The organism is Streptomyces sp. NBC_00435 (genome assembly GCF_036014235.1).
GTDB lineage: Bacteria > Actinomycetota > Actinomycetes > Streptomycetales > Streptomycetaceae > Streptomyces.
Genome location: NZ_CP107924.1, coordinates 6,054,390 through 6,076,567 on the forward strand (window position 1 = coordinate 6,054,390; position 22,178 = coordinate 6,076,567).

General features: G+C 72.9%; 14 protein-coding genes. 12 read left to right on the plus strand and 2 right to left on the minus strand.

All coding sequences use genetic code 11. From position 1 onward, the window contains the following. The first annotated feature begins 78 nt into the window (after positions 1-78). From miaA to hflX, 6 genes are all read left to right on the plus strand, one after another. Positions 79-1,017, plus strand: coding sequence for a tRNA (adenosine(37)-N6)-dimethylallyltransferase MiaA (miaA, locus tag OG389_RS27810; protein ID WP_328301165.1), 939 nt, complete (start codon positions 79-81; stop codon positions 1,015-1,017). Between the two features lie 132 nt (positions 1,018-1,149). After that, positions 1,150-1,662 (plus strand): hypothetical protein, encoded by a 513-nt coding sequence (locus OG389_RS27815; RefSeq protein ID WP_328304149.1) that lies wholly within the window; start codon positions 1,150-1,152, stop codon positions 1,660-1,662. Positions 1,663-1,686: 24 nt separating this feature from the next. Next, entirely contained in the window at positions 1,687-2,562 is an 876-nt protein-coding gene (dapF, locus tag OG389_RS27820) for a diaminopimelate epimerase (RefSeq protein ID WP_328301166.1), read from the plus strand. A gap of 140 nt (positions 2,563-2,702) precedes the next feature. Next, entirely contained in the window at positions 2,703-4,793 is a 2,091-nt protein-coding gene (locus tag OG389_RS27825) for a RelA/SpoT family protein (protein ID WP_328301167.1), read from the plus strand. Between the two features lie 87 nt (positions 4,794-4,880). After that, positions 4,881-6,329: a M1 family metallopeptidase gene (locus OG389_RS27830; RefSeq protein WP_328301168.1), complete on the plus strand. Its 1,449-nt coding sequence runs from the start codon at positions 4,881-4,883 to the stop codon at positions 6,327-6,329. 230 nt (positions 6,330-6,559) lie between these two features. Continuing rightward, positions 6,560-8,068: a GTPase HflX gene (gene hflX, locus OG389_RS27835; protein ID WP_328301169.1), complete on the plus strand. Its 1,509-nt coding sequence runs from the start codon at positions 6,560-6,562 to the stop codon at positions 8,066-8,068. A 137-nt stretch (positions 8,069-8,205) separates the two neighbouring features. Here the strand turns inward: hflX and OG389_RS27840 are convergent, their stop codons facing one another. Beyond that, positions 8,206-9,375 (minus strand): trypsin-like serine peptidase, encoded by a 1,170-nt coding sequence (locus OG389_RS27840; RefSeq protein ID WP_328301170.1) that lies wholly within the window; start codon positions 9,373-9,375, stop codon positions 8,206-8,208. Between the two features lie 447 nt (positions 9,376-9,822). Between OG389_RS27840 and OG389_RS27845 the strand changes: the two genes are divergently transcribed. From OG389_RS27845 to OG389_RS27865, 5 genes are all read left to right on the plus strand, one after another. Beyond that, entirely contained in the window at positions 9,823-11,148 is a 1,326-nt protein-coding gene (locus OG389_RS27845; protein ID WP_328301171.1) for a diaminobutyrate--2-oxoglutarate transaminase family protein, read from the plus strand. A gap of 2,453 nt (positions 11,149-13,601) precedes the next feature. Beyond that, entirely contained in the window at positions 13,602-15,599 is a 1,998-nt protein-coding gene (locus tag OG389_RS27850; protein ID WP_443059350.1) for an IucA/IucC family protein, read from the plus strand. Between the two features lie 31 nt (positions 15,600-15,630). Continuing rightward, complete coding sequence (locus tag OG389_RS27855) at positions 15,631-16,287, plus strand: GNAT family N-acetyltransferase (RefSeq protein WP_328301172.1); 657 nt, start codon at positions 15,631-15,633, stop codon at positions 16,285-16,287. Between the two features lie 157 nt (positions 16,288-16,444). Beyond that, entirely contained in the window at positions 16,445-18,307 is a 1,863-nt protein-coding gene (locus OG389_RS27860; protein ID WP_328301173.1) for an IucA/IucC family protein, read from the plus strand. A gap of 52 nt (positions 18,308-18,359) precedes the next feature. After that, complete coding sequence (locus OG389_RS27865) at positions 18,360-20,330, plus strand: ATP-dependent DNA helicase (protein WP_328301174.1); 1,971 nt, start codon at positions 18,360-18,362, stop codon at positions 20,328-20,330. Between the two features lie 61 nt (positions 20,331-20,391). On the opposite strand, the gene lexA is transcribed toward OG389_RS27865, so the two are convergent. Further along, positions 20,392-21,183 carry a transcriptional repressor LexA gene (gene lexA, locus OG389_RS27870; protein ID WP_328301175.1) on the minus strand — a complete coding sequence of 264 codons (792 nt, stop codon included), beginning with the start codon at positions 21,181-21,183 and terminating at the stop codon, positions 20,392-20,394. Between the two features lie 477 nt (positions 21,184-21,660). On the opposite strand from lexA, the gene nrdR reads away from it, so the two are divergent. Further along, the gene (gene nrdR, locus OG389_RS27875) at positions 21,661-22,173 is read left to right on the plus strand and encodes a transcriptional regulator NrdR (RefSeq protein WP_328301176.1); all 513 of its coding nucleotides are present in this window, start codon (positions 21,661-21,663) and stop codon (positions 22,171-22,173) included. The last annotated feature ends 5 nt before the right edge of the window (positions 22,174-22,178 follow it).

Consider the following 22,178-nt stretch of genomic DNA (forward strand, 5'->3'; position numbering starts at 1 on the left):
CGACCCCGCTCCGGTCACGTCACGTAGCTCGATCGGGTACATGCCAGTGCCTTGACGGGGGGCTGCGAGACTGGTGCGGTGAAGAAAGCAGCCCCCGCCCCGCGGGTCATCGCCGTCGTCGGGCCCACCGCGGCCGGAAAGTCGGATCTCGGTGTGGCCCTGGCCCGTCATTTCGACGGCGAAGTCGTCAACGCCGACTCGATGCAGCTGTACCGGGGGATGGACATCGGTACCGCCAAACTGACGGTCGAGGAGCGCGGAGGGGTCCCGCACCACCTCCTCGACATCTGGGACGTCACCGAGACGGCCAGCGTCGCGGAGTACCAGCGCCTCGCCCGCGCCGCGATCGACAAGCTCCTCGCCGAGGGCCGTACGCCGGTCCTCGTCGGCGGTTCCGGCCTTTACGTGCGCGGCGCGCTCGACGCCATGGACTTCCCCGGCACCGACCCCGAGGTCCGGGCCCGCCTGGAGGCCGAGGCCACCCTGCGCGGCCCCGGCGCCCTGCACGCCCGCCTCGCCGCCGCCGACCCGGCCGCCGCCCAGGCCATCCTGCCCAGCAACGGCCGCCGCATCGTGCGCGCCCTGGAGGTCATCGAGATCACCGGACGGCCGTACACCGCGAACCTGCCCGGCCACGAGTCCGTCTACGACACGGTCCAGATCGGCGTGGACGTGGCCCGGCCCGAGCTCGACGAGCGGATCGCGCTGCGCGTGGACCGGATGTGGGAGGCCGGGCTGGTGGACGAGGTCCGCGCGCTGGAAGCCGTGGGGCTGCGCGACGGAATCACCGCCTCCAGGGCGCTCGGCTATCAGCAGGTGCTGGACGTGCTCGCCGGGAAGGGCACGGAGGAGGACGCGCGCGCCGAGACGGTCCGCGCCACCAAGCGTTTCGCCCGGCGGCAGGACTCGTGGTTCCGCCGCGACCCGAGGGTTCACTGGCTCAGCGGGGCCGTCGCGGACCGGGGGGAACTCACCGGACTCGCGCAGTCGTTGGTCGAACGAGCGGTCACAGCCTGATCACGTGATGGCATCGGGACGCCCCGGGCGCCCGTCCGGGGGTCTCTGGCGTGCCATCATCAAACTTCCGCCGGTGCCGTCACCGGCGGTGAACGGCGGCGTACGAAGTCCGAGTGGGGAGGGCGCGTGGCGATGGAGGCCGGCCCTCGTGACACCGGTCGGGACGACACCCGGCCGCAAGTGGACCCGATGCTTCACGGCGCCCTCGCGGACGCCGGCGGACTCGGACTGCCCGCGGAACCCGCGCGGCTGACCCCCGACGGCCCGGACGCGCCGGACCCCACCGAGGTGGAGGCGGCCGCCGCGCCCGAGTTCGAGGTCGAGCTGCGCCCGCAGCGACGGCTGCGGCTGTGGCAGATCGCCCCCATCGTCGTGCTGGCCGCGGCCGGATCCCTGATGTTCGCCTTCCCGCTCGCCTTCGAGTTCGGCGACGGCGGAGCGGTCGTCGCCATGCTCGGCTTCCTCCTCATGAGCTGCGCGGGCGGCTGGGGCATGATGGCCGCGCGCCGCGTGGGCTACGCCCTGCCGGGGCTCCCGGCCCGCGGTTCGGGCTTGCGCCCCGACTGGCGCCTCGCCCTGCTGTACGCGCTGGTCGCGCTGGGCGTCGTAGCCCTCGCGGTGTACCGGGTGGCCCGGCTCCGGTAGCCGCGGGCTCGGTACCATGTGCGGGTGACGCAGACCAGCCTCTCCTTCCTCAAGGGCCACGGCACCGAGAACGACTTCGTGATCGTCCCGGACCCGGACAACGCCATCGAGCTGCCGGCCTCCGCCGTCGCGCGGCTCTGCGACCGGCGCGCCGGGATCGGCGCGGACGGCGTGCTGCACGTCGTGCGCTCCGCCGCACACCCCGAGGCCGCGCACATGGCCGACCAGGCCCAGTGGTTCATGGACTACCGCAACAGCGACGGCTCCATCGCCGAGATGTGCGGCAACGGCGTCCGCGTCTTCGCCCGCTACCTCCAGCACGCGGGGCACGCCAAGCCCGGCGACCTGGCCGTTGCCACCCGCGGCGGAGTCAAGCGGGTACACCTCGACAAGACCGGTGACGTGACCGTGTCCATGGGCCGCGCCGAACTCCCCGAGGGCGAGGTCACGGTCTCCGTCGGCGCCCGCTCCTGGCCCGCACGCAACGTCAACATGGGGAACCCGCACGCGGTGGCGTTCGTCGACAGCCTGGACGATGCCGGGGAGCTGCTGGACCCGCCCCCGTACAGCCCGGCGTCCGCCTACCCGACCGGTGTCAACGTCGAGTTCGTCGTCGACCGCGGCCCCCGGCACGTCGCCATGCGCGTCCACGAGCGCGGCTCCGGCGAGACCCGCTCCTGCGGTACCGGCGCCTGCGCGGTCGCCGTGGCCGCCATCCGCCGGGACGGCGTGGACCCGGCCGTCACCGGCGAGTCCGTCACGTACACCGTCGATCTGCCCGGTGGCACGCTGGTCATCACCGAGCACCCCGACGGTCGGATCGAGATGACCGGACCCGCCGTGATCGTGGCCGAGGGTGAGTTCGATCCCGCCTGGCTCACCCAAACGGCTTTCGCCTAAAGCTTCCCTCTAATGGGTGATCCGTTTCACGCTGTGCGAGAGGTGGACTGCGCCACGTGGTGGGGTCGGTAGCATCAGGCACCGGCCCTGCGGGCTCACCCCATGCCCACCACCGCCGGTCGAAGCCGTCGGAGGTGCCCATGAGTGCAGAGGCCACGAACCCCGAAGCACGTCCCGAAGCGCTCCCTGAACTTCGCAGACGCGGCCGGACCAGGCTTGACCTGCGACGACTTGGGCGCGCCGCCCTGCTCGGGCCGACGCCCCGGGACCGGTTGCCCGACGCCATCGGCCATGTCGCCGAGGCGCACCGCGCCCATCACCCCGACGCGGACCTGTCCGTCCTGCGCCGCGCGTACCTGCTCGCCGAGACCTCGCACCGCGGTCAGATGCGCAAGAGCGGTGAGCCGTACATCACACACCCACTCGCCGTCACCCTCATCCTGGCCGAACTCGGCGCCGAGACCACCACCTTGACGGCCTCTCTCCTCCACGACACGGTCGAGGACACGGAGGTGACCCTCGATCAGGTCCGCGAGGAGTTCGGCGAAGAGGTCTGCTTCATCGTCGACGGCGTCACCAAGGTCGAGAAGATCGACTACGGCGCCGCCGCCGAGCCCGAGACCTTCCGCAAGATGCTCGTCGCCACCGGCAATGACGTCCGCGTGATGTCCATCAAACTCGCCGACCGGCTGCACAACATGCGCACCCTCGGCGTGATGCGGCCCGAGAAACAGGCCCGCATCGCCAAAGTCACCCGGGACGTGCTGATCCCGCTCGCCGAACGGCTCGGCGTGCAGGCCCTGAAGACCGAGCTGGAGGACCTCGTCTTCGCGATCCTGCACCCCGAGGAGTACGAGCACACCCGCGCCCTCATCGCGGCCCACGCGGGGGAACGCGACCCGCTGCCCGCCATCGCCGGCTCCGTACGGAGCGTCCTGCGCGACGCGGGCATCACCGCCGAGGTGCTGGTGCGGCCCCGGCACTTCGTCTCCGTGCACCGCGTCTCCCTCAAGCGCGGGGAGCTGCGCGGCTCCGACTTCGGCCGCCTGCTGGTGCTCGTGGGCGAGAACGCGGACTGCTACGCCGTGCTGGGGGAGCTGCACACCTGCTTCACCCCGGTCATCTCGGAGTTCAAGGACTTCATCGCCTCCCCGAAGTTCAACCTCTACCAGTCCCTGCACACCGCCTTCGCCACGCCCGAGGGGTACGTCGCCGAGGTGATCGTGCGGACCCGGCAGATGCACCGGGTAGCGGAGGCGGGGGTCGTGGCGCTCGGCAATCCGTACACGGCGCCGCCGGCCGCGGACCAGCTCGCCGCGACCGACTGCGACGACGAGCGGGTGGACCCGACCCGGCCCGGCTGGCTGTCGCGGCTGCTCGACTGGCAGCAGTCGGCGCCCGACCCCGACACCTTCTGGGACGTCCTGCGCTCGGAACTGGCACAGGACCGGGAGATCACCGTGTTCCGGGCCGACGGGGGGACGCTGGGCCTGCCGGCCGGTGCCAGCTGTATCGACGCCGCCTACGCGCAGTACGGCGAGGCGGCCCACGGCTGTATCGGCGCCCGGGTCAACGGGCGCCTGACCTCCCTGTCCTCCCGGCTCTCGGACGGGGACACCGTCCAGCTGCTGCTGGCGCACGACGCCTCCTCGGGGCCCGCCGCCGACTGGCTGGACCACGCCAGGACCCCGGCCGCCCGGATCGCCGTCAGCAGTTGGCTGGAGTCCCATCCCGACGGCGCCGGGCCCGCCGCGGCCGCGCCCAGGGCGCCGCTGTCGGTGATCGGGGCCCGCGGCGGCGGGGGCAACGCCGTCGCCGACCTGCCGGACGCCACCGTGCGGCTCGCCGGGTGCTGTACGCCGGTGCCGCCGGACGCCGTCGAGGGGTTCGTCGTACGCGGCGGGGCCGTCACCGTCCACCGCGTCCACTGCGCGACGGTGACCCAGATGCGGGCGGTGGGCCGGACCCCCGTCGCCGTGCACTGGCGGGCGACCGCGGACTGCCGGGTCACCCTGCTCGCCGAATCGTTCGGCCGCCCGCACCTGCTGGCCGATCTGACCGAGGCCATCGCCCGCGAAGGGGTCGAAGTGGTCTCCGCGACCGTGGAACCGCCGGTCGAACAGCGGGTCCGGCACAGCTACACCCTCCAGCTCCCCGACGCGGCGGGACTCCCGGCGCTCATGAGGGCCATGCGGGACGTGCCCGGCGTCTACGACGTCAGCCGGGCGTAAGCGTCCGGAAGCAGGCCCGACTCCTTTCGGGTGGATCCGTCGCGCGCCGTTCGCGGGCGTCCGGCGGGCGCTGGTAGGGGGTGGGGGATGCAGCTCACCTCCCCGCGCCTGCGCGCCGCCCTGCTGGCCGCGGCCTCCCTCACCCTCGTCGCCGCCGTGGTGCCGCCGCCCGCGGCACTCGGCATCGGCGACCCGCTCTTCCCGGAGCTCGGGAACCCCGGCTACGACGTTCTCTCGTACGACCTGTCCTTCGCGTACAAGGACAACAGCAGCCCGCTCGACGCGGTCACCGTCATCGACGCGCGCACCCTCACCCGCCTCGAAACCGTCAACCTGGACTTCACCCACGGGAAAGTGGCCTCCGCCGAGGTCAACGGGGAGCCGGCACGGTTCACGAGCGTGGGGGAGGACCTCGTACTGACCCCCGCCCGGCCGCTGGAACAGGGCGCGCCCCTGCACATCACCGTCCGGCACACGAGCGATCCGCGCGGCCGCGGCGACGGCGGCTGGGTGGTCACCGAGGACGGGCTGGCCATGGCGAACCAGGCCGACGCCGCCCACCGGGTCTTCCCCTGCAACGACCACCCCGCCGACAAGGCGTACTTCACCTTCCGCGTCACCGCGCCGGCCGGGCTGAAGGCCGTGGCCAACGGCGTGCCGGGCGCGCTGCCGGCCCCCCGGGCGGGCGCCGCGACCACGTGGACGTACCGGACCCTGCACCCGATGGCCACCGAGCTCGCCCAGGTCTCGATCGGGGACTCGGCCGTCGTCCACGGCACCGGACCGCACGGGCTGCCGCTGCGCGACGTGGTCCCGGCGGCCGACCGGGAGAAGCTGGAGCCGTGGCTGAAGAAGACCGCCGGGCACATCGAGTGGATGGAGGCGCGGGTCGGCCGCTACCCCTTCGAGAACTACGGGGTGCTGATCGCGAAGGCCAGGACCGGCTTCGAGCTGGAGACGCAGACGCTCTCACTGTTCGAGAGCGGGCTCTTCTCGGGCAGCGAGGGATACCCCGATTGGTACGTGGAGTCCGTGATGGTCCACGAGCTGGCCCACCAGTGGTTCGGCGACAGCGTGACCCCGCGCATGTGGTCCGACCTGTGGCTCAACGAGGGCCACGCCACCTGGTACGAGGCCCTGTACGCGGACGGCCTCGGCAAGTACTCCCTGGAGCGGCGCATGCGCGAGGCGTACCAGCGCTCCGACCAGTGGCGGGCGGCCGGCGGGCCTCCGGCCGCACCGAAGCCGGCGGCCCCGGGCGAGAAGATCGGGCTGTTCCGGCCGGCGGTCTACGACGGGGCCGCGCTGATCCTCTACGCGCTGCGGCAGGAGATCGGGGAGGCGGCGTTCGACCGGGTGGAGCGGCGCTGGGTCGGCGAGAACCGGGACGCGGTCGCGGGTACGGAGGACTTCGTACGGCTGGCCTCGCAGGAGGCCGGACGGGACCTCGGGGCCTTCCTGGAGCCGTGGCTGTACGGGAAGAAGACCCCGGCGATGCCCGGACACCCGGAGTGGGGCACGCCGAAAAGCGTGTGACGCGTGCGGAACGGGCATGCCACCATCGACGGGGCCGCCCGCCGCTCACCACGGAGGGCTCACCACGAAGGGCTCACCAACGAGGCTCACCACTGGGCACACCCCTGAGGGGAATCTCAGGGGAGTGTCACACGTTGGACATGACGGTGTTGTGTCACGCGCGGGAGTAGCTTTGGCCTTGGCTCCGCTTCGCCTGACGCGGACGCATTCGAAAACGACGTAAGGATCCAATGACCTCCTCTTCTTCCCCTTCCCAGGACGCGCGGGACGACGCACAGAGTGCGGCGGACCCGCAGAGCTTCACCGAGAGCCTTCGGGCCGACGCCCTGATGGAAGAGGACGTCGCCTGGAGCCACGAGGTCGACGGAGACAGGGACGGCGAGCAGTTCGAGCGCTCCGAGCGCGCGGCCCTGCGCCGCGTGGTCGGCCTCTCCACCGAGCTCGAGGACGTCACCGAGGTCGAGTACCGACAGCTCCGCCTGGAGCGGGTCGTACTCGTGGGCGTGTGGACCTCCGGCACGGCGCAGGACGCGGACAACTCCCTCGCGGAGCTCGCCGCCCTCGCCGAGACGGCGGGCGCGCTCGTCCTCGACGGCGTCATCCAGCGCCGTGACAAGCCCGACCCGGCCACCTTCATCGGTTCCGGCAAGGCGCGCGAGCTGCGCGACATCGTGATGGAGAGCGGCGCCGACACCGTCGTCTGCGACGGCGAGCTCAGCCCCGGCCAGCTCATCGCCCTCGAGGACGTCGTCAAGGTGAAGGTGGTCGACCGGACCGCGCTCATCCTCGACATCTTCGCCCAGCACGCCAAGTCCCGGGAGGGCAAGGCACAGGTCGCGCTCGCGCAGATGCAGTACATGCTGCCGCGACTGCGCGGCTGGGGCGCCTCGCTGTCCCGGCAGATGGGCGGCGGCGGCGGTGGCGGCATGGCCACCCGTGGCCCCGGTGAGACCAAGATCGAGACGGACCGGCGCCGGATCCGCGAGAAGATGGCGAAGATGCGCCGGGAGATCGCGGAGATGAAGACCGGCCGTGACATCAAGCGGCAGGAACGGCGACGCAACAAGGTGCCCTCGGTCGCCATCGCCGGATACACCAACGCCGGCAAGTCCTCGCTGCTCAACCGCCTCACGGGCGCGGGCGTCCTGGTGGAGAACGCGCTGTTCGCCACCCTCGACCCGACCGTGCGCCGGGCCGAGACGCCGTCCGGCCGGGTCTACACCCTGGCCGACACGGTCGGCTTCGTCCGGCACCTGCCCCACCACCTCGTCGAGGCGTTCCGCTCCACGATGGAGGAGGTCGGCGACTCCGACCTCATCCTGCACATCGTGGACGGCTCGCACCCGGCGCCGGAGGAGCAGCTGGCGGCGGTCCGCGAGGTCATCCGCGAGGTCGGCGCCGTCAAGGTGCCCGAGATCGTGGTGATCAACAAGGCGGACGCGGCCGACCCGCTGGTGCTCCAGCGCCTGCTGCGGATCGAGAAGCGCTCCATCGCCGTCTCGGCGCGCACCGGCCAGGGCATCGAGCAGCTCCTCGCACTCATCGACGCCGAGCTGCCGCGGCCCGCGATCGCGGTCGAGGCCGTGGTGCCGTACACGCGCGGCTCGCTGGTCGCCCGGGCACACGCCGAGGGCGAGGTGATCTCCGAGGAGCACACGGCGGAGGGCACCCTGCTCAAGGCCCGTGTGCACGCGGAACTGGCGGCGGAGTTCGCTCCGTACGTGCTCGCGAAGCACTGAGGCCGTGGCCCGCGGGCCACGGCGTGCACGACCGAGGGCCCCCGCTGGTGCGGGGGCCCTCGGTCGTGCGGTACGCGGTCGGTACCGCGGCCGGTGCCGGCCGGTCAAGCGGACCCGGTGCGGACCGACCCGTCCGGCTACTTGAACTTGGCGCTCACGGCGTCGAAGACGCCCTTCGCCTCCGGCCCCAGCCGGGGCCCGGCCAGCCAGCCCGCCTTGGCGGGGCCGATGGAGGTGTTGGACACCAGCGCGGGCTTGCCGTCGGCTCCCGCCGCGACCCAGCCACCGCCCGAGGAACCGCCGGTCATCGTGCAGCCGATGCGGTACATCACCGGATCGGTCGTGGTCAGCGACAGCCGGCCCGGCTTGTCGGTGCACTGGAAGGCCTTCTGGCCGTCGAACGGAGCCGCCGCCGGATAGCCGGTCGCCGTCATGTTCGCGATCTTGGGCGCGGCCGGCGCGTTGAACTCCACCGGGAGCGCCGTACCGACCGTCTCCTCCAGCGACTTGCCGCCACCCTTCTCCGGGGTCACGTGCAGTACCGCGAAGTCGTAGGGTGCGCCCGCGCCGCCGGTCGGACCGCCGGTCGCGATCCACTGGTCGGAGGTCTGCGCCCAGTCGCTCCACCACACGCCGTACGGCGCCACCTGGTCGCGCGGCGCGCCCTTGAGCGCGGCCGCCGCCTTGCCCGTGTTGTTGTACGACGGGACGAAGGCTATGTTGCGGTACCAGCCGCCGGACTTGCCCGCGTGCACGCAGTGGCCGGCCGTCCAGACCATGTTGGACTTGCCGGGGTGCGCCGGGTCCTTGACCACGGTCGCCGAGCAGACCATCGAGCCCTCGGGGCCGTCGAAGAAGACCTTGCCGGAGGCGGGAACGCTCTGGTGGTACTGCGGCTTCGCGGCCTTCGCCGCCACTGGGGCCGGGGTCGGGTCGGTGACGCCCTGGTCCTTGCCCGCGTCGGGGTCGACGGCCGGCGGCTGCGGGGTCTTGTCGGCGTCACGCATCCGGTCCGGGTCCCAGAGGTCCTCGATGATCGGGTTGATGTAGTCGCCCGCCTCGCGGAGCCAGTCCTCCTTCTTCCAGTTCTTCCACGCGCCTCCCTTCCACTTCTCCAGGTCGATGCCGTGCTCCTTGAGCTTGTCCTTCAGCCCGTCCGGGATCTTGACCCCGTCCAGGCTGGTGGGAAGGCTCGCCGCGACGGTCGGCTTGGCGTCGGCTTCACCGTCGCCGGGTCCGCAGGCCGCGGCGGTCAGCGCGAGCGCGGCCGAGCACAGGATCGCGGTGACCGGTCGGATCGGTCGCATGTCGTGAATCCCCCTGGTGTTTCGGGATGGTGCCTGGGTTGCAGCCCCCCACTATGCCGCTGCCGTGGGGGACGGCACAGCCCGGGGCGCCGGTTCCCGGGAGCGGGGCCCAACTCCTCTACGGTCTCCGGGTCCGGCCCTTGTCCGCCCCTTGTCCGCCTCCTCGTCCGTCTCGTCACGGGGCAAGGATCTTGGGCCCACCCGTGATCCGCCGCCGGCACCGTCGTTGGTACGTACGGGGGATGGGGGAGCAGCGTTGGTGTTCGAAGCGCACTCCGGAAGAGCAACCGTGCGGGAGGAGCGACACTCGTGGCTTTGACGGGCGAGCAGGCTACGGCCGCGGCACGCGTCCCGCCGCAGAGCAACCGGGCACCGGAGTCCGGGACTTTCGAGGACCCGTTTCCCGGACGTGGCGCGGGTCCGGGGCTGGATTCGGGTACGGCGTCCATGGGTACGGGCACGGCGTCCATGGGTACGGGCACGGGTCCGGCGGAGGGCATCCTGCGGCGGCAGGCGCAACGGGAGTCCGCCGCCCGGACGTACGCGCGCTCCCTGCCCATCGTCCCGGTGCGGGCACGGGGGTTGACCATCGAGGGCGCGGACGGACGCCGCTACCTCGACTGCCTCTCCGGCGCCGGCACCCTCGCCCTCGGCCACAACCACCCGGTGGTACTCGAAGCCATCCGCGGAGTCCTCGACTCCGGGGCCCCGCTCCACGTTCTCGACCTCGCGACGCCGGTCAAGGATGCGTTCACCACCGAGCTGTTCGCCAATCTGCCGGCGGGGCTGGCGGCGGACGCCCGCATCCAGTTCTGCGGGCCGGCCGGGACCGACGCCGTGGAGGCCGCGCTCACGCTCGTCCGCACCGCGACCGGCCGGCCGGGACTCCTCGCGTTCACCGGCGCGTACCACGGCATGACGGCGGGTGCGTTGGCCGCCTCGGGCGGGGCACCGGACGTACGGGTGACCCGGCTGCCGTATCCGCAGGACTACCGCTGCCCGTTCGGAGTCGGAGGGGCCGAGGGCGCGGAACTCTCGGCCCGTTGGACACGGAACCTGCTCGACGATCCCAAGAGCGGGGTCGCCGCGCCCGCCGGGATGATCGTCGAACCGGTCCAGGGCGAGGGCGGCGTACACCCCGCCCCGGACGCCTGGCTGCGCACAGTGCGGGAGATCACGGCGGAGCGGGGGATCCCGCTGATCGCCGACGAGGTCCAGACGGGGGTCGGGCGGACCGGGGCCTTCTGGGGCGTCGACCACGCGGGGGTCGTACCCGACGTGATGGTGCTGTCCAAGGCCATCGGGGGCAGCCTGCCGCTCGCGGTGATCGTGTACCGGGCGGAGCTGGACCAGTGGGCCCCAGGGGCCCACGCGGGTACCTTCCGCGGCAATCAGCTGGCCATGGCGGCGGGCACGGCGACGCTGGCCTATGTCCGGGAGAACGGCCTCGCGGAGCGTGCGCGGACCCTGGGCGAGCGGATGCTCACCGCGCTGCGCGGGCTGGTGCCCGCCCACGCGTGCGTCGGGGACGTACGGGGCCGCGGCCTGATGATCGGCGTCGAACTGATCGACCCCGACACCGGGGCGGCCGCGCCCGAACTCGCGGTGGCCGTCCGCGAGGCGTGTCTGGACCGCGGCCTGATCGTCGAACTCGGCGGCCGCCACTCCAGCGTCGTGCGTCTCCTCCCTCCGCTGACCCTGACCGACGAACAGGCCGCGGCCGTCCTCGACCGCCTCGCCGACGCCATCCCCGCCGCCGCCACCCGCCGCTAAGGACCCCGATGCCCAACTCCATCCCCGGCCCGCTGCCCACGCCGCCGTTCACCCTGACACCCCCGTCCGCCACACCCTCGCTCCCGCAGGCAGGGTCTCCACCGCCGCCCCCGCCGGGGAGCCTCGTGCCGCCGGTGCCGGTGCCGGTGCCGGTGCCGGTGCCGGTGCCGGTGCCGGTGCCGGTGTCTGTGGGTGGTGCCGCGCCGCCGATGCCTGCGGGTGGCGCCGTGCTTTCGACGGGTTCCTCGGGTGGCGCCGTGCCTGCTGTGCCTCCCGTGTCTCTCGCACCGTCGACGGTCTCCCCGGCGGGTCCCGTCTCTCCCGTACCGATGACGGTCTCTGAAAGGGGTCCGGTGCCCCCCGAGCCGCCGACGGCCTCTGACCGTGGGCCGGGGTCGCCCCTGCCGGTGGCCGGCGGCTCCCCGTCGACGTCACCGGGCCCGAGCCTCGGCCTCCCACCCACCGTGGCGCCCGAGCATGCCCGGTCCGCAGTCACGCCGACACCGACCACCGGCGCCTCCCCGGTGCCGTCGGCTTCCGGTCCGGCCGCGGAGCCCGCCGCGACGGCCGCCCCCGCCTCAGCCACCCCGCCATGGCCATCGGCCGCCGCTGCTCCTCTCCCCACGGTGTCCTCGTCGGCTCACCGCTCGGAATCAGCGCCGGGAGTGGTAGCCGGTTCTACTGCCCCGGCTCTTGGCCCCGGTCCTGCTCCTGGTCCCCGTCCTTGGCCCGCTCCGGGTCCCGGGCCCAAGGCCTGGCCCGCACCGGGCACTGGGCCCGGACCCTGGCCCGCACCTGGGCTCGGTCCCTGGCCCGGGCCTGGTCCCGCTCCCGGTCCCCGGTCCGATCCGGACCCTGCTCCCGGTGCCGAGCCTGCTTCTCGGCCCGAGGCTGCCTCTGGCCCCGAGGCCGCTCCCTGCCCCGGGCCTACTCCCCGGCCCGAAGCCGCCGCTGGTCTCGAGGCTGTTCCGAGGTCCGGGCCTGTTCCGCGGCCCGAGGCTGCCTCTGGCCCCGAGGCCGCTGCCTGCCCCGGGCCTACTCCCCGGCCCGAAGGCGCCCCCGCCCCCCAGGCGGCTCCAGCGTCAGGGCCTGTTCTCTACTCCGGGTTCGCTCCCCGGTCCGGTCCCGGGACTGGTTCCGGTGCCGGGCTCCGTCCGGGGGTCTCCGCGGGCTCCTTGCTGCCGTCAGGTCCCGGTGAGGCAGCTCTCCCCACCGCACCCTCCGCCGGGCCGCTCCCGATGCAGCCCTTCTCCTCCGGTGCGTCTGAGCCGCTCGCGTCGGCTCACACGGGAGGGACGCCGACGCCGGCAGCGGGCGGGGCGGGAGCCGAGCCGGTGCCAGTACGGGGCTTCGCGTCCGCCACTGGGGCCGGGGGTTCCTGGCCCCCTCTGTCCGCGTCCCACAGGGGCGAGCCCTCCTCGGCGTCCGCGTCCGGGCTTCAAGCGGTGCCACCGGCCTCCGCCCCCGGCGGGCCGAACTCCGTCCGGGCTGCGGCCGCGCCGGGCTCCTCGCCCGACGCCACAGGGACGCCGCCGAGGACACCCGGCTTCGAGGCATGGCCCGTTGCCGGAGACGCGCCCGCGGCACCGCACGCTGCCCCGGCCCCGGCCCCGGCCCCCACGCCCCCCGCCGTGCCGGTGCCGGCTTCGGACGGCCGGCCCGTGCAGTCCGCGCACCCTCTGGCGGCCCCGACCGGGTTCTTGCAGGTGTGGCCCTGGGAGCCGTCCGGCACCGGGGCTGCGGGCTTCCGCCCACGCCCGGATCCCTCCACCCCGGCCGCCGCCCCCAGCGCCGCGTCCGGAGCTCCCCGGTCCACCGTCCCCACCCATGCCGACGGCAGGCCCGTACCCATGGCCGCCGCATGGCCGGCGGTGCCCGGCGACCCGGCTCAACCTCCGTCGCCCACCCCCTCCGCGCCCGCGGACGGCCGGTCCTCGCCTGCGGGGCACGTCTCGTACGCGGCCGGTGGATCTCCAGCTGGTGGCGTCGCGTGGCCACCGCTGGCAGGTGCCGACGCCCGGGCACCCCTTCCCTCCACCCCCTCGGGCGGCGGGCCCTCGCCGTCCGTCGCCGCGTCGCAGTCGGGTCCCCGGGCGGGGGATCCGCCTCTGAGGCCCGCCCCGCCGGCGGGTGCGGGTGCGGACCAACGGTCCCTGGGGACCGGGGCCGCCGGTCCGGTCCCCGCGGCAGGCTCTGGTGCGGGGGCGGACGCCCGCTCCGTTGAGGCGGTGCGGTCCGAGGGGTCCGCGGTGGCGGGCGGGGTGACTCCGTCCGGCTCCCGCGCGTCCGGCCCCGGCCCTGCCGCCCCGATGGCGCCCCGCACGGAGGGTTCGGGCGCGGGGGTTCCGGACGGGCCGGCCTCGGCAGGCCGGGTCGGGACAGCCCCGGCGCAGGCCGTGCCCGGTGGTTTGCCCGCACCTCTCCCCACGGTTTCCGGTACCGCCGGAGTGTCCATGGCCGCCGAGGACGCCACGGCACCGCGAAGCCGTGCCTCCGAACCTCCGGAGCCCGGCGACTCCCCACCCTCGGAGCGGGCCGCCGCGTCCGCGTCACCGCCCGGGGACCAGTCCGGGACGGGGACGAGCGGCTTCGCCGGTCCCGCCGGCACCCTGCCCGGCACGCCGGGCGCGGGCATGCCCTGGGCCGCGGCCGAGCCGCAGCTCGCCGCCGAGGCCGCTGCAACCGTGCCACGGCAGAAGGACGGCACCAGGCCCCGGGCGGGTGCGGCCGACCCGCTGGACCACCCCGACCCGCACGTCGCCGCCGAGGCCGCCTCGGTGGAGAACCTGCTGCGGTGCTGGGTCCGCGAGACCGGACTCGGGCAGCCCGCCGGGACCGTGCTCCGCGTCCCCCTCCCGGGATCCGGCGCAGCCCTGCTCGTCGCCGTCCGGTACTGGTCCGCCACCGGCTGGCACCGCTTCGGCCCGGCCCGGATCGAAGGCATCCCCGCCGACGCCCCCGCCGTGGACGCCGTCACGCTGGCCGCGCTGATCTCCCGCGAAGGCGATGCCGCCCGTGGCAGCGCCGACCTCGTCGGCCGGGTCGCCGACTCGGTGCACCGGACCGCGGAGTTCATCACCGACCGCCGCCAACGCCCTTCCGCACCCGCCCCCGTCGCCGAGGACCGGTTCCTCACCGCCGAACAGTCCCTCCTCCTCGGTCACCCGCTGCACCCGACCCCGAAGAGCCGCGAAGGACTCTCCGAAGCCGAAGTGCGCCGCTACTCACCCGAACTCCACGGCTCCTTCCCCCTGCACTGGGTGGCGGTCGCACCCGACGCACTCGCCTCCGACTCCGCCTGGACCGAACGCGGCCGCCCGGTCTCCGCCGCCCGGCTCCTGGCCCGGCTCGCCCCCGGCCTCCCGGTGCCCGACGGCGCCACCCTCCTTCCCCTTCACCCCTGGCAGGCCCGCGACCTGCTCCAGCGCCCCGCGGTCACCGCCCTCCGCGACGCGGGACTCCTGCACGACCTGGGCCCGTACGGCGAGCCCTGGTACCCGACCTCCTCCATCCGTACCGTCCACCAGCCCGGCGCCCCCGCGATGCTCAAGCTGTCGCTGGGCCTGCGCATCACCAACTCCCGCCGCGAGAACCTCCGCAAGGAACTCCACCGCGGCACCGAGGTGCACCGGCTGCTCCGCACCGGCCTCGCCGAGCAGTGGCAGGCCGCCCACCCCGGCTTCGACATCGTCCGCGACCCCGCCTGGGTCGCCGTGGACGCCCAGGACGGCACCCCCGTCCCCGGACTCGACGTCCTGCTCCGGCACAACCCCTTCCGTCCGGGCGACGACGCCCTGTGCATCGCCGCACTCACCGCACCCCGCCCGTGGCCCGGACGTACCGGCATGAGCTCCCGGCTCGCCGAGACCGTCTCAGGGCTCGCCGCCACCACCGGGCGGACGACCTCCGCCGTCGCCGCCGAGTGGTTCCTGCGCTACCTCGAACACGTCGTCCTGCCGGTCCTCGCCTTCGACGCGCTCGCCGGCATCGCCCTCGAAGCGCACCAGCAGAACACCCTGGTACTCCTCGACCCGGCCGGCTGGCCGGTCGGCGGCCGCTACCGCGACAACCAGGGCTACTACTTCCGCGCCTCCCGCCGCGCGGAACTGGAACGCCGGCTCCCCGGTATCGGCGCCACCAGCGACACCTTCGTCCCCGACGCCGTCACCGACGAACGCTTCGCCTACTACCTCGGCATCAACAACGTGCTCGGTCTCGTCGGAGCCTTCGGATCCCAGGGCCTCGCCGACGAGCGCGTCCTGCTCGCCGCCTTCCGCCGCTTCCTCGGCAAGGCCACGGGCCTCGGCCCGCTCCCCGAGCTGCTGCTCGACTCGCCCACCCTGCGCTGCAAGGCGAATCTGCTCACCCGCCTGGGCGGCCTCGACGAGCTCGTCGGCCCCGTCGACACGCAGTCCGTCTACGTCACCATCACCAACCCCCTCCACGACTGACGCGTCAGCACCGATACGGAGAAAAGCCCCGATGCCCTCCACCGACTTCCACACCGAGGCAGCCCGCACCGTCGCGCCGCGTCTCAGTGTCGAGCTGCTGCCCCTGCTGGCCGAAGCGGACCTCCTCGACTCCCCGGCAGGCTGGGGCGGCATCACCACACGGGCCGGAGTCCTGCGCCTCGAACCCGTACGGCTCGAACGCGACCTGGAGCTGCTCACCGGCTGGATGAACGACCCCGACGTGGAGGCCTATTGGGAACTCGCCGGCCCTGCCGCCGTCACCGCCGCCCACGTTCGGGCACAGCTGGACGGGGACAGCCGCAGCATCCCGTGTCTCGGCCTCCTCGACGGCACACCGATGAGCTATTGGGAGATCTACCGGGCCGACCTCGACCCGCTCTCCGCGTACTACCCGGCGCGCCCCCACGACACGGGTATCCACCTGCTCATCGGAGACGGCACGAACCGCGGCCGGGGTCTGGGCACCGCGCTCCTGCGCGCCGTCGCCGACCTGGTGCTCGACAACCGCCCCCGCTGCATGCGCGTCGTCGCCGAACCGGACATCCGCAACACCCCCTCCGTATCAGCCTTCCTGAACTCCGGCTTCCGCTGTTCCACCGAGATCGACCTGCCCGGCAAGCGCGCTGCCCTGATGATCCGCGAGCGGGCGCTGCGCAATCTCCTCTGAGCACCAACCTCGACCTGGACCTCGACCTCGACCTTCCGCTCTGTCTCCCCCTGTACCCGCACTTCCACCCCCGCCTCCACTCCCACCTCCGCACCTCTCACTTCGAAAACTCTGCGTCACGCAGCAAAGTTCCCGATCTTCGAGGAGTCCCGTGCAGATGTTCTCCGCAGCCCCCGACTCCCCAGGCCCGCATGACTCGGACACCGTGCCGCCGTCCCCCCAGCACCCGTGCACCCCGCCCGAACTGAACGCCCCGACCTGGGAATTCGCCGCCCGGCGCCTGCTCGCCAAGATGCTCGGAGAGTTCGCGTACGAGGAGATCATCAGCCCGGTCCCCGCCCCGGCCGCCTCCGGCGACGCCTGGACGCTGACCCTCGACGACGGGAGCAGCCTCGGCTTCCGGGCCCGCCGCCGCGCGTACGGCAGCTGGCACGTCACACCCGACACCATGACGCTCACCCCGCCGCCCAGCTCGACCGAGCCGCCGACCGCGTTCGGGGACCCGTACGCCTTCCTCATCCGCACCCGCACCCTCCTCGGCCTCGACGGCGCCACCCTCGGCCACCTGATCCGCGAGCTCAGCGCCACCCTGGCCGCCGACGCGCGCATCGACCACACCGCGCTCACCGCCGACGTCCTGGCCGACCTCGACTACGCCGCCCTCGAAGGCCACCAGACCGGCCACCCTTGGCTCGTCCTCAACAAGGGCCGGATCGGACTCTCCGCCTCCGACACCGCCGCCTGGGCACCCGAGGCCCGGACCGGCCAGCGCCTGCCCTGGCTCGCCGCCCACACCTCACTCGCGCACTACCGGGGCACCGCTGGCCTGGAAGACCCGGCCCGCCTGTACTCCGCCGAACTCGACCCCACCACCCGCGCCGTCTTCGACCGGACCCTGCGCGACCGGGGCCTCGATCCGCTCGGCTACCTCTACCTCCCCGTCCACCCCTGGCAGTGGGACGAGGTCCTGCTGCCCCTCTTCGCCCCGGCCCTCGCCGCCGGCACCCTCGTCCCGCTCCCCGCCGACCCCGACCTCCGCCTTCCCCAGCAGTCGGTCCGCACGTTCCTCAACCTCACCCGCCCCGACCGGCACAGCGTCAAACTGCCGCTCTCCGTCCTCAACACCATGGTCTGGCGCGGGCTGCCCTCGGATCTGGCCCTCGCGGCGCCCGCCGTGACCGCCTGGATCCACTCCCTCCGCGACGGTGACCCCTTCCTCCGCGAGGAATGCGGAGTGATCCTGCTGGGCGAGGTCGCCTCCGTCACGGTCCGCCACCCCGTCTACGACGCGCTCCCCGAAGTCCCGTACCAGTACAAGGAGCTCCTGGGTGCGATCTGGCGCGAGCCGCTCAGCGCCCAGCTTGCTCCCGGCGAGCGCGCCCGCACCCTCGCCTCGCTCCTGCACACCGATCCCCGCGGGCGCTCCTTCACCGCCGAGCTCGTCGCCCGCTCGGGCCTGGCCCCCACCGTCTGGCTCCAGCATCTGTTCGCGGCCCTGCTGCCGCCGCTGCTCCACTTCCTCTACCGCTACGGCACCGTCTTCTCCCCGCACGGGGAGAACGCCGTCGTGATCTTCGATGAGCACGACGTCCCGGTCCGGCTCGCGGTCAAGGACTTCGTGGACGACGTCAACATCAGCGCCGAGCCGTTGCCCGAGCTGGCCGCCATGCCCGACGAGGTCCGCGCCGTGCTGCTGACCGAGCCCGCCGGCTTCCTGCCGCAGTTCATCCACTCCGGGCTCTTCGTGGGGGTCTTCCGCTACCTCTCCGCGATCTGCGAGGACCGGCTCGGGGTTCCGGAGGAGGCGTTCTGGTCCCTGGTACGGGAGGAGATCCTGCACCACCAGGCCCGATTCCCGGAGCTCAAGGAGCGCTACGAGCTCTTCGACCTCCTCGGTGAACGCATCGGCAGACTCTGTCTCAACAGGAACCGTCTCTACGAGGACGGCTACCGCGACCGGCCCGACCGCCCGCACGCCGTGGTGCACGGCACCGTGCCCAACCCCCTCCACCGCCCATGAGCGCTCGCCGGTGCGGTCACTGTCGGTGGCGCCCCGTAGGGTTGGCACTGCTATGACGAAGCCCTCCCTCCCCGACCTGCTGCACGCCGCCGTCTCCGCCGTCGGCGGCACGGAGCGTCCCGGCCAGGTGGCCATGGCCGAAGCCGTCGCCGAAGCGATCGACGACAATTCACACCGCCTGATCCAGGCGGGCACCGGCACCGGTAAGTCCCTGGGCTACCTGGTGCCGGCGCTCGCGCACGGCGAGCGCGTGGTCGTGGCCACGGCGACGCTGGCCCTCCAGCGCCAGCTCGTCGAGCGCGACCTGCCCCGGACGGTGGAAGCCCTGCATCCGCAGCTCCGCCGCCGCCCGCAGTTCGCCATGCTCAAGGGCCGCTCCAACTACCTGTGCCTGCACCGACTGCACGAGGGTGCCCCGCAGGACGAGGAGGAGGGTCTCTTCGACCAGTTCGAGGCGGCGGCGCCCACCAGCAAGCTGGGGCAGGACCTGCTGCGGCTGCGCGACTGGGCGGACGAGACCGAGACCGGTGACCGCGACGACCTGACCCCGGGCGTCTCCGACAAGGCCTGGTCGCAGATCTCCGTCTCCTCCCGCGAATGCCTGGGCGCGACGAAGTGCGCGTACGGCGCGGAGTGCTTCGCGGAGGCCGCCCGCGAGCGTGCCAAGCTCGCTGACGTGGTCGTCACCAACCACGCGCTCCTCGCCATCGACGCCATCGAGGGCGCCCCGGTGCTCCCGCAGCACGAGGTGCTGATCGTCGACGAGGCCCACGAGCTGGTCTCCCGGGTGACCGGGGTCGCCACCGGCGAGCTCACCCCCGGCCAGGTCAACCGTGCCGTGAAGCGGGCGGCCAAGCTGGTCGACGAGAAGACCGCGGACTCCCTGCAGACGGCGTCCGAGAGCTTCGAGCGCGTCATGGAGCTGGCCCTCCCCGGCCGGCTGGAGGAGATCCCCGAGGATCTCGGCTACGCGCTGATGGCCCTGCGGGACGCCTCGCGCAACGTGATCTCGGCGATCGGCAGCACCCGCGACAAGTCCGTCCACGACGAGGACGCCGTACGCAAGCAGGCGCTCGCTGCGGTGGAGAGCGTGCACGGGGTGGCGGAGCGGATCATGATCGGATCCGAGTACGACGTCGTCTGGTACGAACGCCACGACCGCTTCGGCGCCACACTCCGGGTGGCACCGCTGTCGGTGTCCGGCCTGCTGCGCGAGAAGCTCTTCGAAGACCGCTCGGTGGTCCTGACCTCCGCGACCCTCAAGCTCGGCGGCGATTTCAACGGCGTCGCCGCGTCGATGGGACTGTCCCCCGAGGGCGTCGAAGGGGACGACGTACCGCAGTGGAAGGGCCTGGACGTCGGATCGCCGTTCGACTACCCCCGGCAGGGCATCCTCTATGTCGCCAAGCACCTGGCCACCCCGGGCCGGGAGGGCACCCGCGGCGACATGATGGACGAGCTCGCCGAGCTGATCGAAGCGGCCGGCGGCCGCACCCTCGGACTGTTCTCCTCCATGCGCGGGGCGAAGGCGGCCGCCGAGGAGCTGCGCGGCCGGCTCGACAACCCGATCCTGCTCCAGGGCGAGGAGACGCTGGGTGAGCTGATCAAGAACTTCGCGGCCGATCCGAAGACCTGCCTGTTCGGCACCCTGTCGCTGTGGCAGGGCGTGGACGTGCCCGGGCCCAGCTGCCAGCTCGTGGTCATGGACCGCATCCCGTTCCCGCGCCCCGACGACCCGCTGATGAGCGCCCGGCAGAAGTCGGTCGAGGAGCGCGGCGGCAACGGCTTCATGTCCGTCGCGGCGACCCACGCGGCGCTGCTGATGGCCCAGGGCGCGGGCCGGCTCGTACGGGCCACCGGTGACAAGGGTGTGGTCGCGGTACTGGACCCCCGGCTGGCCACGGCCCGGTACGGGAGCTTCCTGCGGGCCACGCTGCCGGACTTCTGGTACACCACGGACCGCGACCAGGCCCGCCGCTCGCTCGCCGCGATCGACGCCGCCGCCCAGGCCGAGGGCAAGTAGGCACAAAGCAGCTCCGGGACCGGCGCAGTAGGTCCCGGAGCTGGATGGGGGCGCGGGGTAGTCAGACCCGGCGCAGTACCGCGACGACCTTGCCGAGGATGGTGGCCTCGTCGCCGGGGATCGGCTGGTAGGCGGCGTTGTGCGGGAGCAGCCAGACGTGGCCGTCCTCGCGCTTGAACCGCTTGACCGTGGCCTCGCCGTCGAGCATGGCGGCGACGATGTCGCCGTTCTCCGCGACGGGCTGGCGGCGGACAGTGACCCAGTCGCCGTCACAGATGGCGGCCTCGATCATCGAGTCGCCGACGACCTTGAGGCAGAACAGCTCTCCGTCGCCGACCAGCTGGCGGGGGAGCGGGAACACGTCCTCCACCGACTCCTCGGCGAGGATCGGGCCACCGGCCGCGATCCGGCCGACGAGCGGCACGTACGAGGCCGCGGGCTTGCCCGTGGTGTCCGTGGGCTGCGAGCTGGGCTGGTCGGAGCCGCGCACCTCGTACGCCCGGGGGCGGTGGGGGTCGCGGCGCAGGAAGCCCTTGCGCTCCAGGGCCATCAGCTGGTGCGCGACCGACGACGTGCTCGACAGGCCGACCGCCTGGCCGATCTCCCGCATCGACGGCGGGTAGCCGCGCCGCTGCACCGAGTCACGGATGACTTCGATGACCCTCCGCTGGCGGTCCGTGAGCCCGGAGCTGTCGGCGCGGATGCCTGGAGGCCGCCCTGGCAGCGAGCGTGCGGGGCGTGCGGGCTCCGCTTCCGGGTTCAGGCTTGCGTCATTCATGGCATGCACCGGCTCGAGTCGGCTCTGGGAGCGGTTCTGGGCAGTGATGGTGGCACTGTCTGCGGTGGTGGTCACGTCGGCCCCTCTCGAAATGTTCTCCCTAGCTGGACAACGGTAGTTGCTTTCGAAAGGTTGCGCCAAACGCACGTTCGAGTGAAAAATCGGAGATCACCCATCGTGGTCACATCGCGAGGTGTATGGATGATCGATGGGCCATCCGGTCCGAACGCGGGTTCGGCTTCGGGGCCGCTGCTTACGGTACCCTTTTGGGTCGGATGGCTGCCGTCCGGGGCCTGCCCAGTGTGGCACCGCGAGACCCCGTTCCGGGGCGTCGGGCGCTACGACACGCGGAGCACCGTAAATCCACCACAACCCAAGATCTAGTGGTTGGATGAGCGCTGCCGCCCAGAAGTTGTGGTCCCCGGTCTGCTGAGGTCCGAGACATCGCATATGCTGGTGGCTGCTTCACGAGCCCCCCGGAAGAGCTTCGCCTCTGCCGTTCAGGGGTCTTGTGCGGCGTTTCAGTCGTGCCAAGAGGAGGGTGAGGGAACCATGCACTGCCCCTTCTGCAGGCACCCCGACAGCCGTGTCGTCGACAGTCGGACCACCGACGACGGCACGTCGATCCGCCGGCGCCGCCAGTGCCCCGACTGCTCCCGTCGCTTCACGACGGTGGAGACGGCCTCGCTGATGGTGATCAAGCGCAGCGGGGTGACCGAACCCTTCAGTCGCACCAAGGTCATCTCTGGCGTGCGCAAGGCGTGTCAGGGGCGGCCGGTCACCGAGGACGCCCTCGCCAAACTCGGCCAGCGGGTCGAGGAGGCGTTGCGCGCCACCGGGAGTGCCGAGCTGACCACCCACGACGTGGGTCTGGCCATACTCGGTCCGCTGCAGGACCTCGACCTGGTCGCGTACCTCCGGTTCGCGTCCGTTTACAAGGCGTTCGACACACTCGAAGACTTCGAGACCGCCATCGCGGAACTCCGCGTGCCGCGGTCTCACCCCCAAGAGTGCGAGCCCGGTGGGACCGCTCCGGTCCCCGTGCCCGCCTCCGCCGCCGACTGACCGGA

Excerpts from the sequence above, each read along its gene's own strand:
- OG389_RS27815 (WP_328304149.1), top strand. The coding sequence starts at position 1,150 with ATGGAGGCCGGCCCTCGTGACACCGGTCGGGACGACACCCGGCCGCAA.
- OG389_RS27825 (WP_328301167.1), top strand. The coding sequence starts at position 2,703 with ATGAGTGCAGAGGCCACGAACCCCGAAGCACGTCCCGAAGCGCTCCCT.
- OG389_RS27830 (WP_328301168.1), top strand. The coding sequence starts at position 4,881 with ATGCAGCTCACCTCCCCGCGCCTGCGCGCCGCCCTGCTGGCCGCGGCC.
- hflX (WP_328301169.1), top strand. The coding sequence starts at position 6,560 with ATGACCTCCTCTTCTTCCCCTTCCCAGGACGCGCGGGACGACGCACAG.
- OG389_RS27840 (WP_328301170.1), bottom strand. The coding sequence starts at position 9,375 with ATGCGACCGATCCGACCGGTCACCGCGATCCTGTGCTCGGCCGCGCTC.
- OG389_RS27845 (WP_328301171.1), top strand. The coding sequence starts at position 9,823 with ATGGGTACGGGCACGGCGTCCATGGGTACGGGCACGGGTCCGGCGGAG.
- OG389_RS27850 (WP_443059350.1), top strand. The coding sequence starts at position 13,602 with ATGGCCGCCGAGGACGCCACGGCACCGCGAAGCCGTGCCTCCGAACCT.
- OG389_RS27855 (WP_328301172.1), top strand. The coding sequence starts at position 15,631 with ATGCCCTCCACCGACTTCCACACCGAGGCAGCCCGCACCGTCGCGCCG.
- OG389_RS27860 (WP_328301173.1), top strand. The coding sequence starts at position 16,445 with ATGTTCTCCGCAGCCCCCGACTCCCCAGGCCCGCATGACTCGGACACC.
- OG389_RS27865 (WP_328301174.1), top strand. The coding sequence starts at position 18,360 with ATGACGAAGCCCTCCCTCCCCGACCTGCTGCACGCCGCCGTCTCCGCC.
- nrdR (WP_328301176.1), top strand. The coding sequence starts at position 21,661 with ATGCACTGCCCCTTCTGCAGGCACCCCGACAGCCGTGTCGTCGACAGT.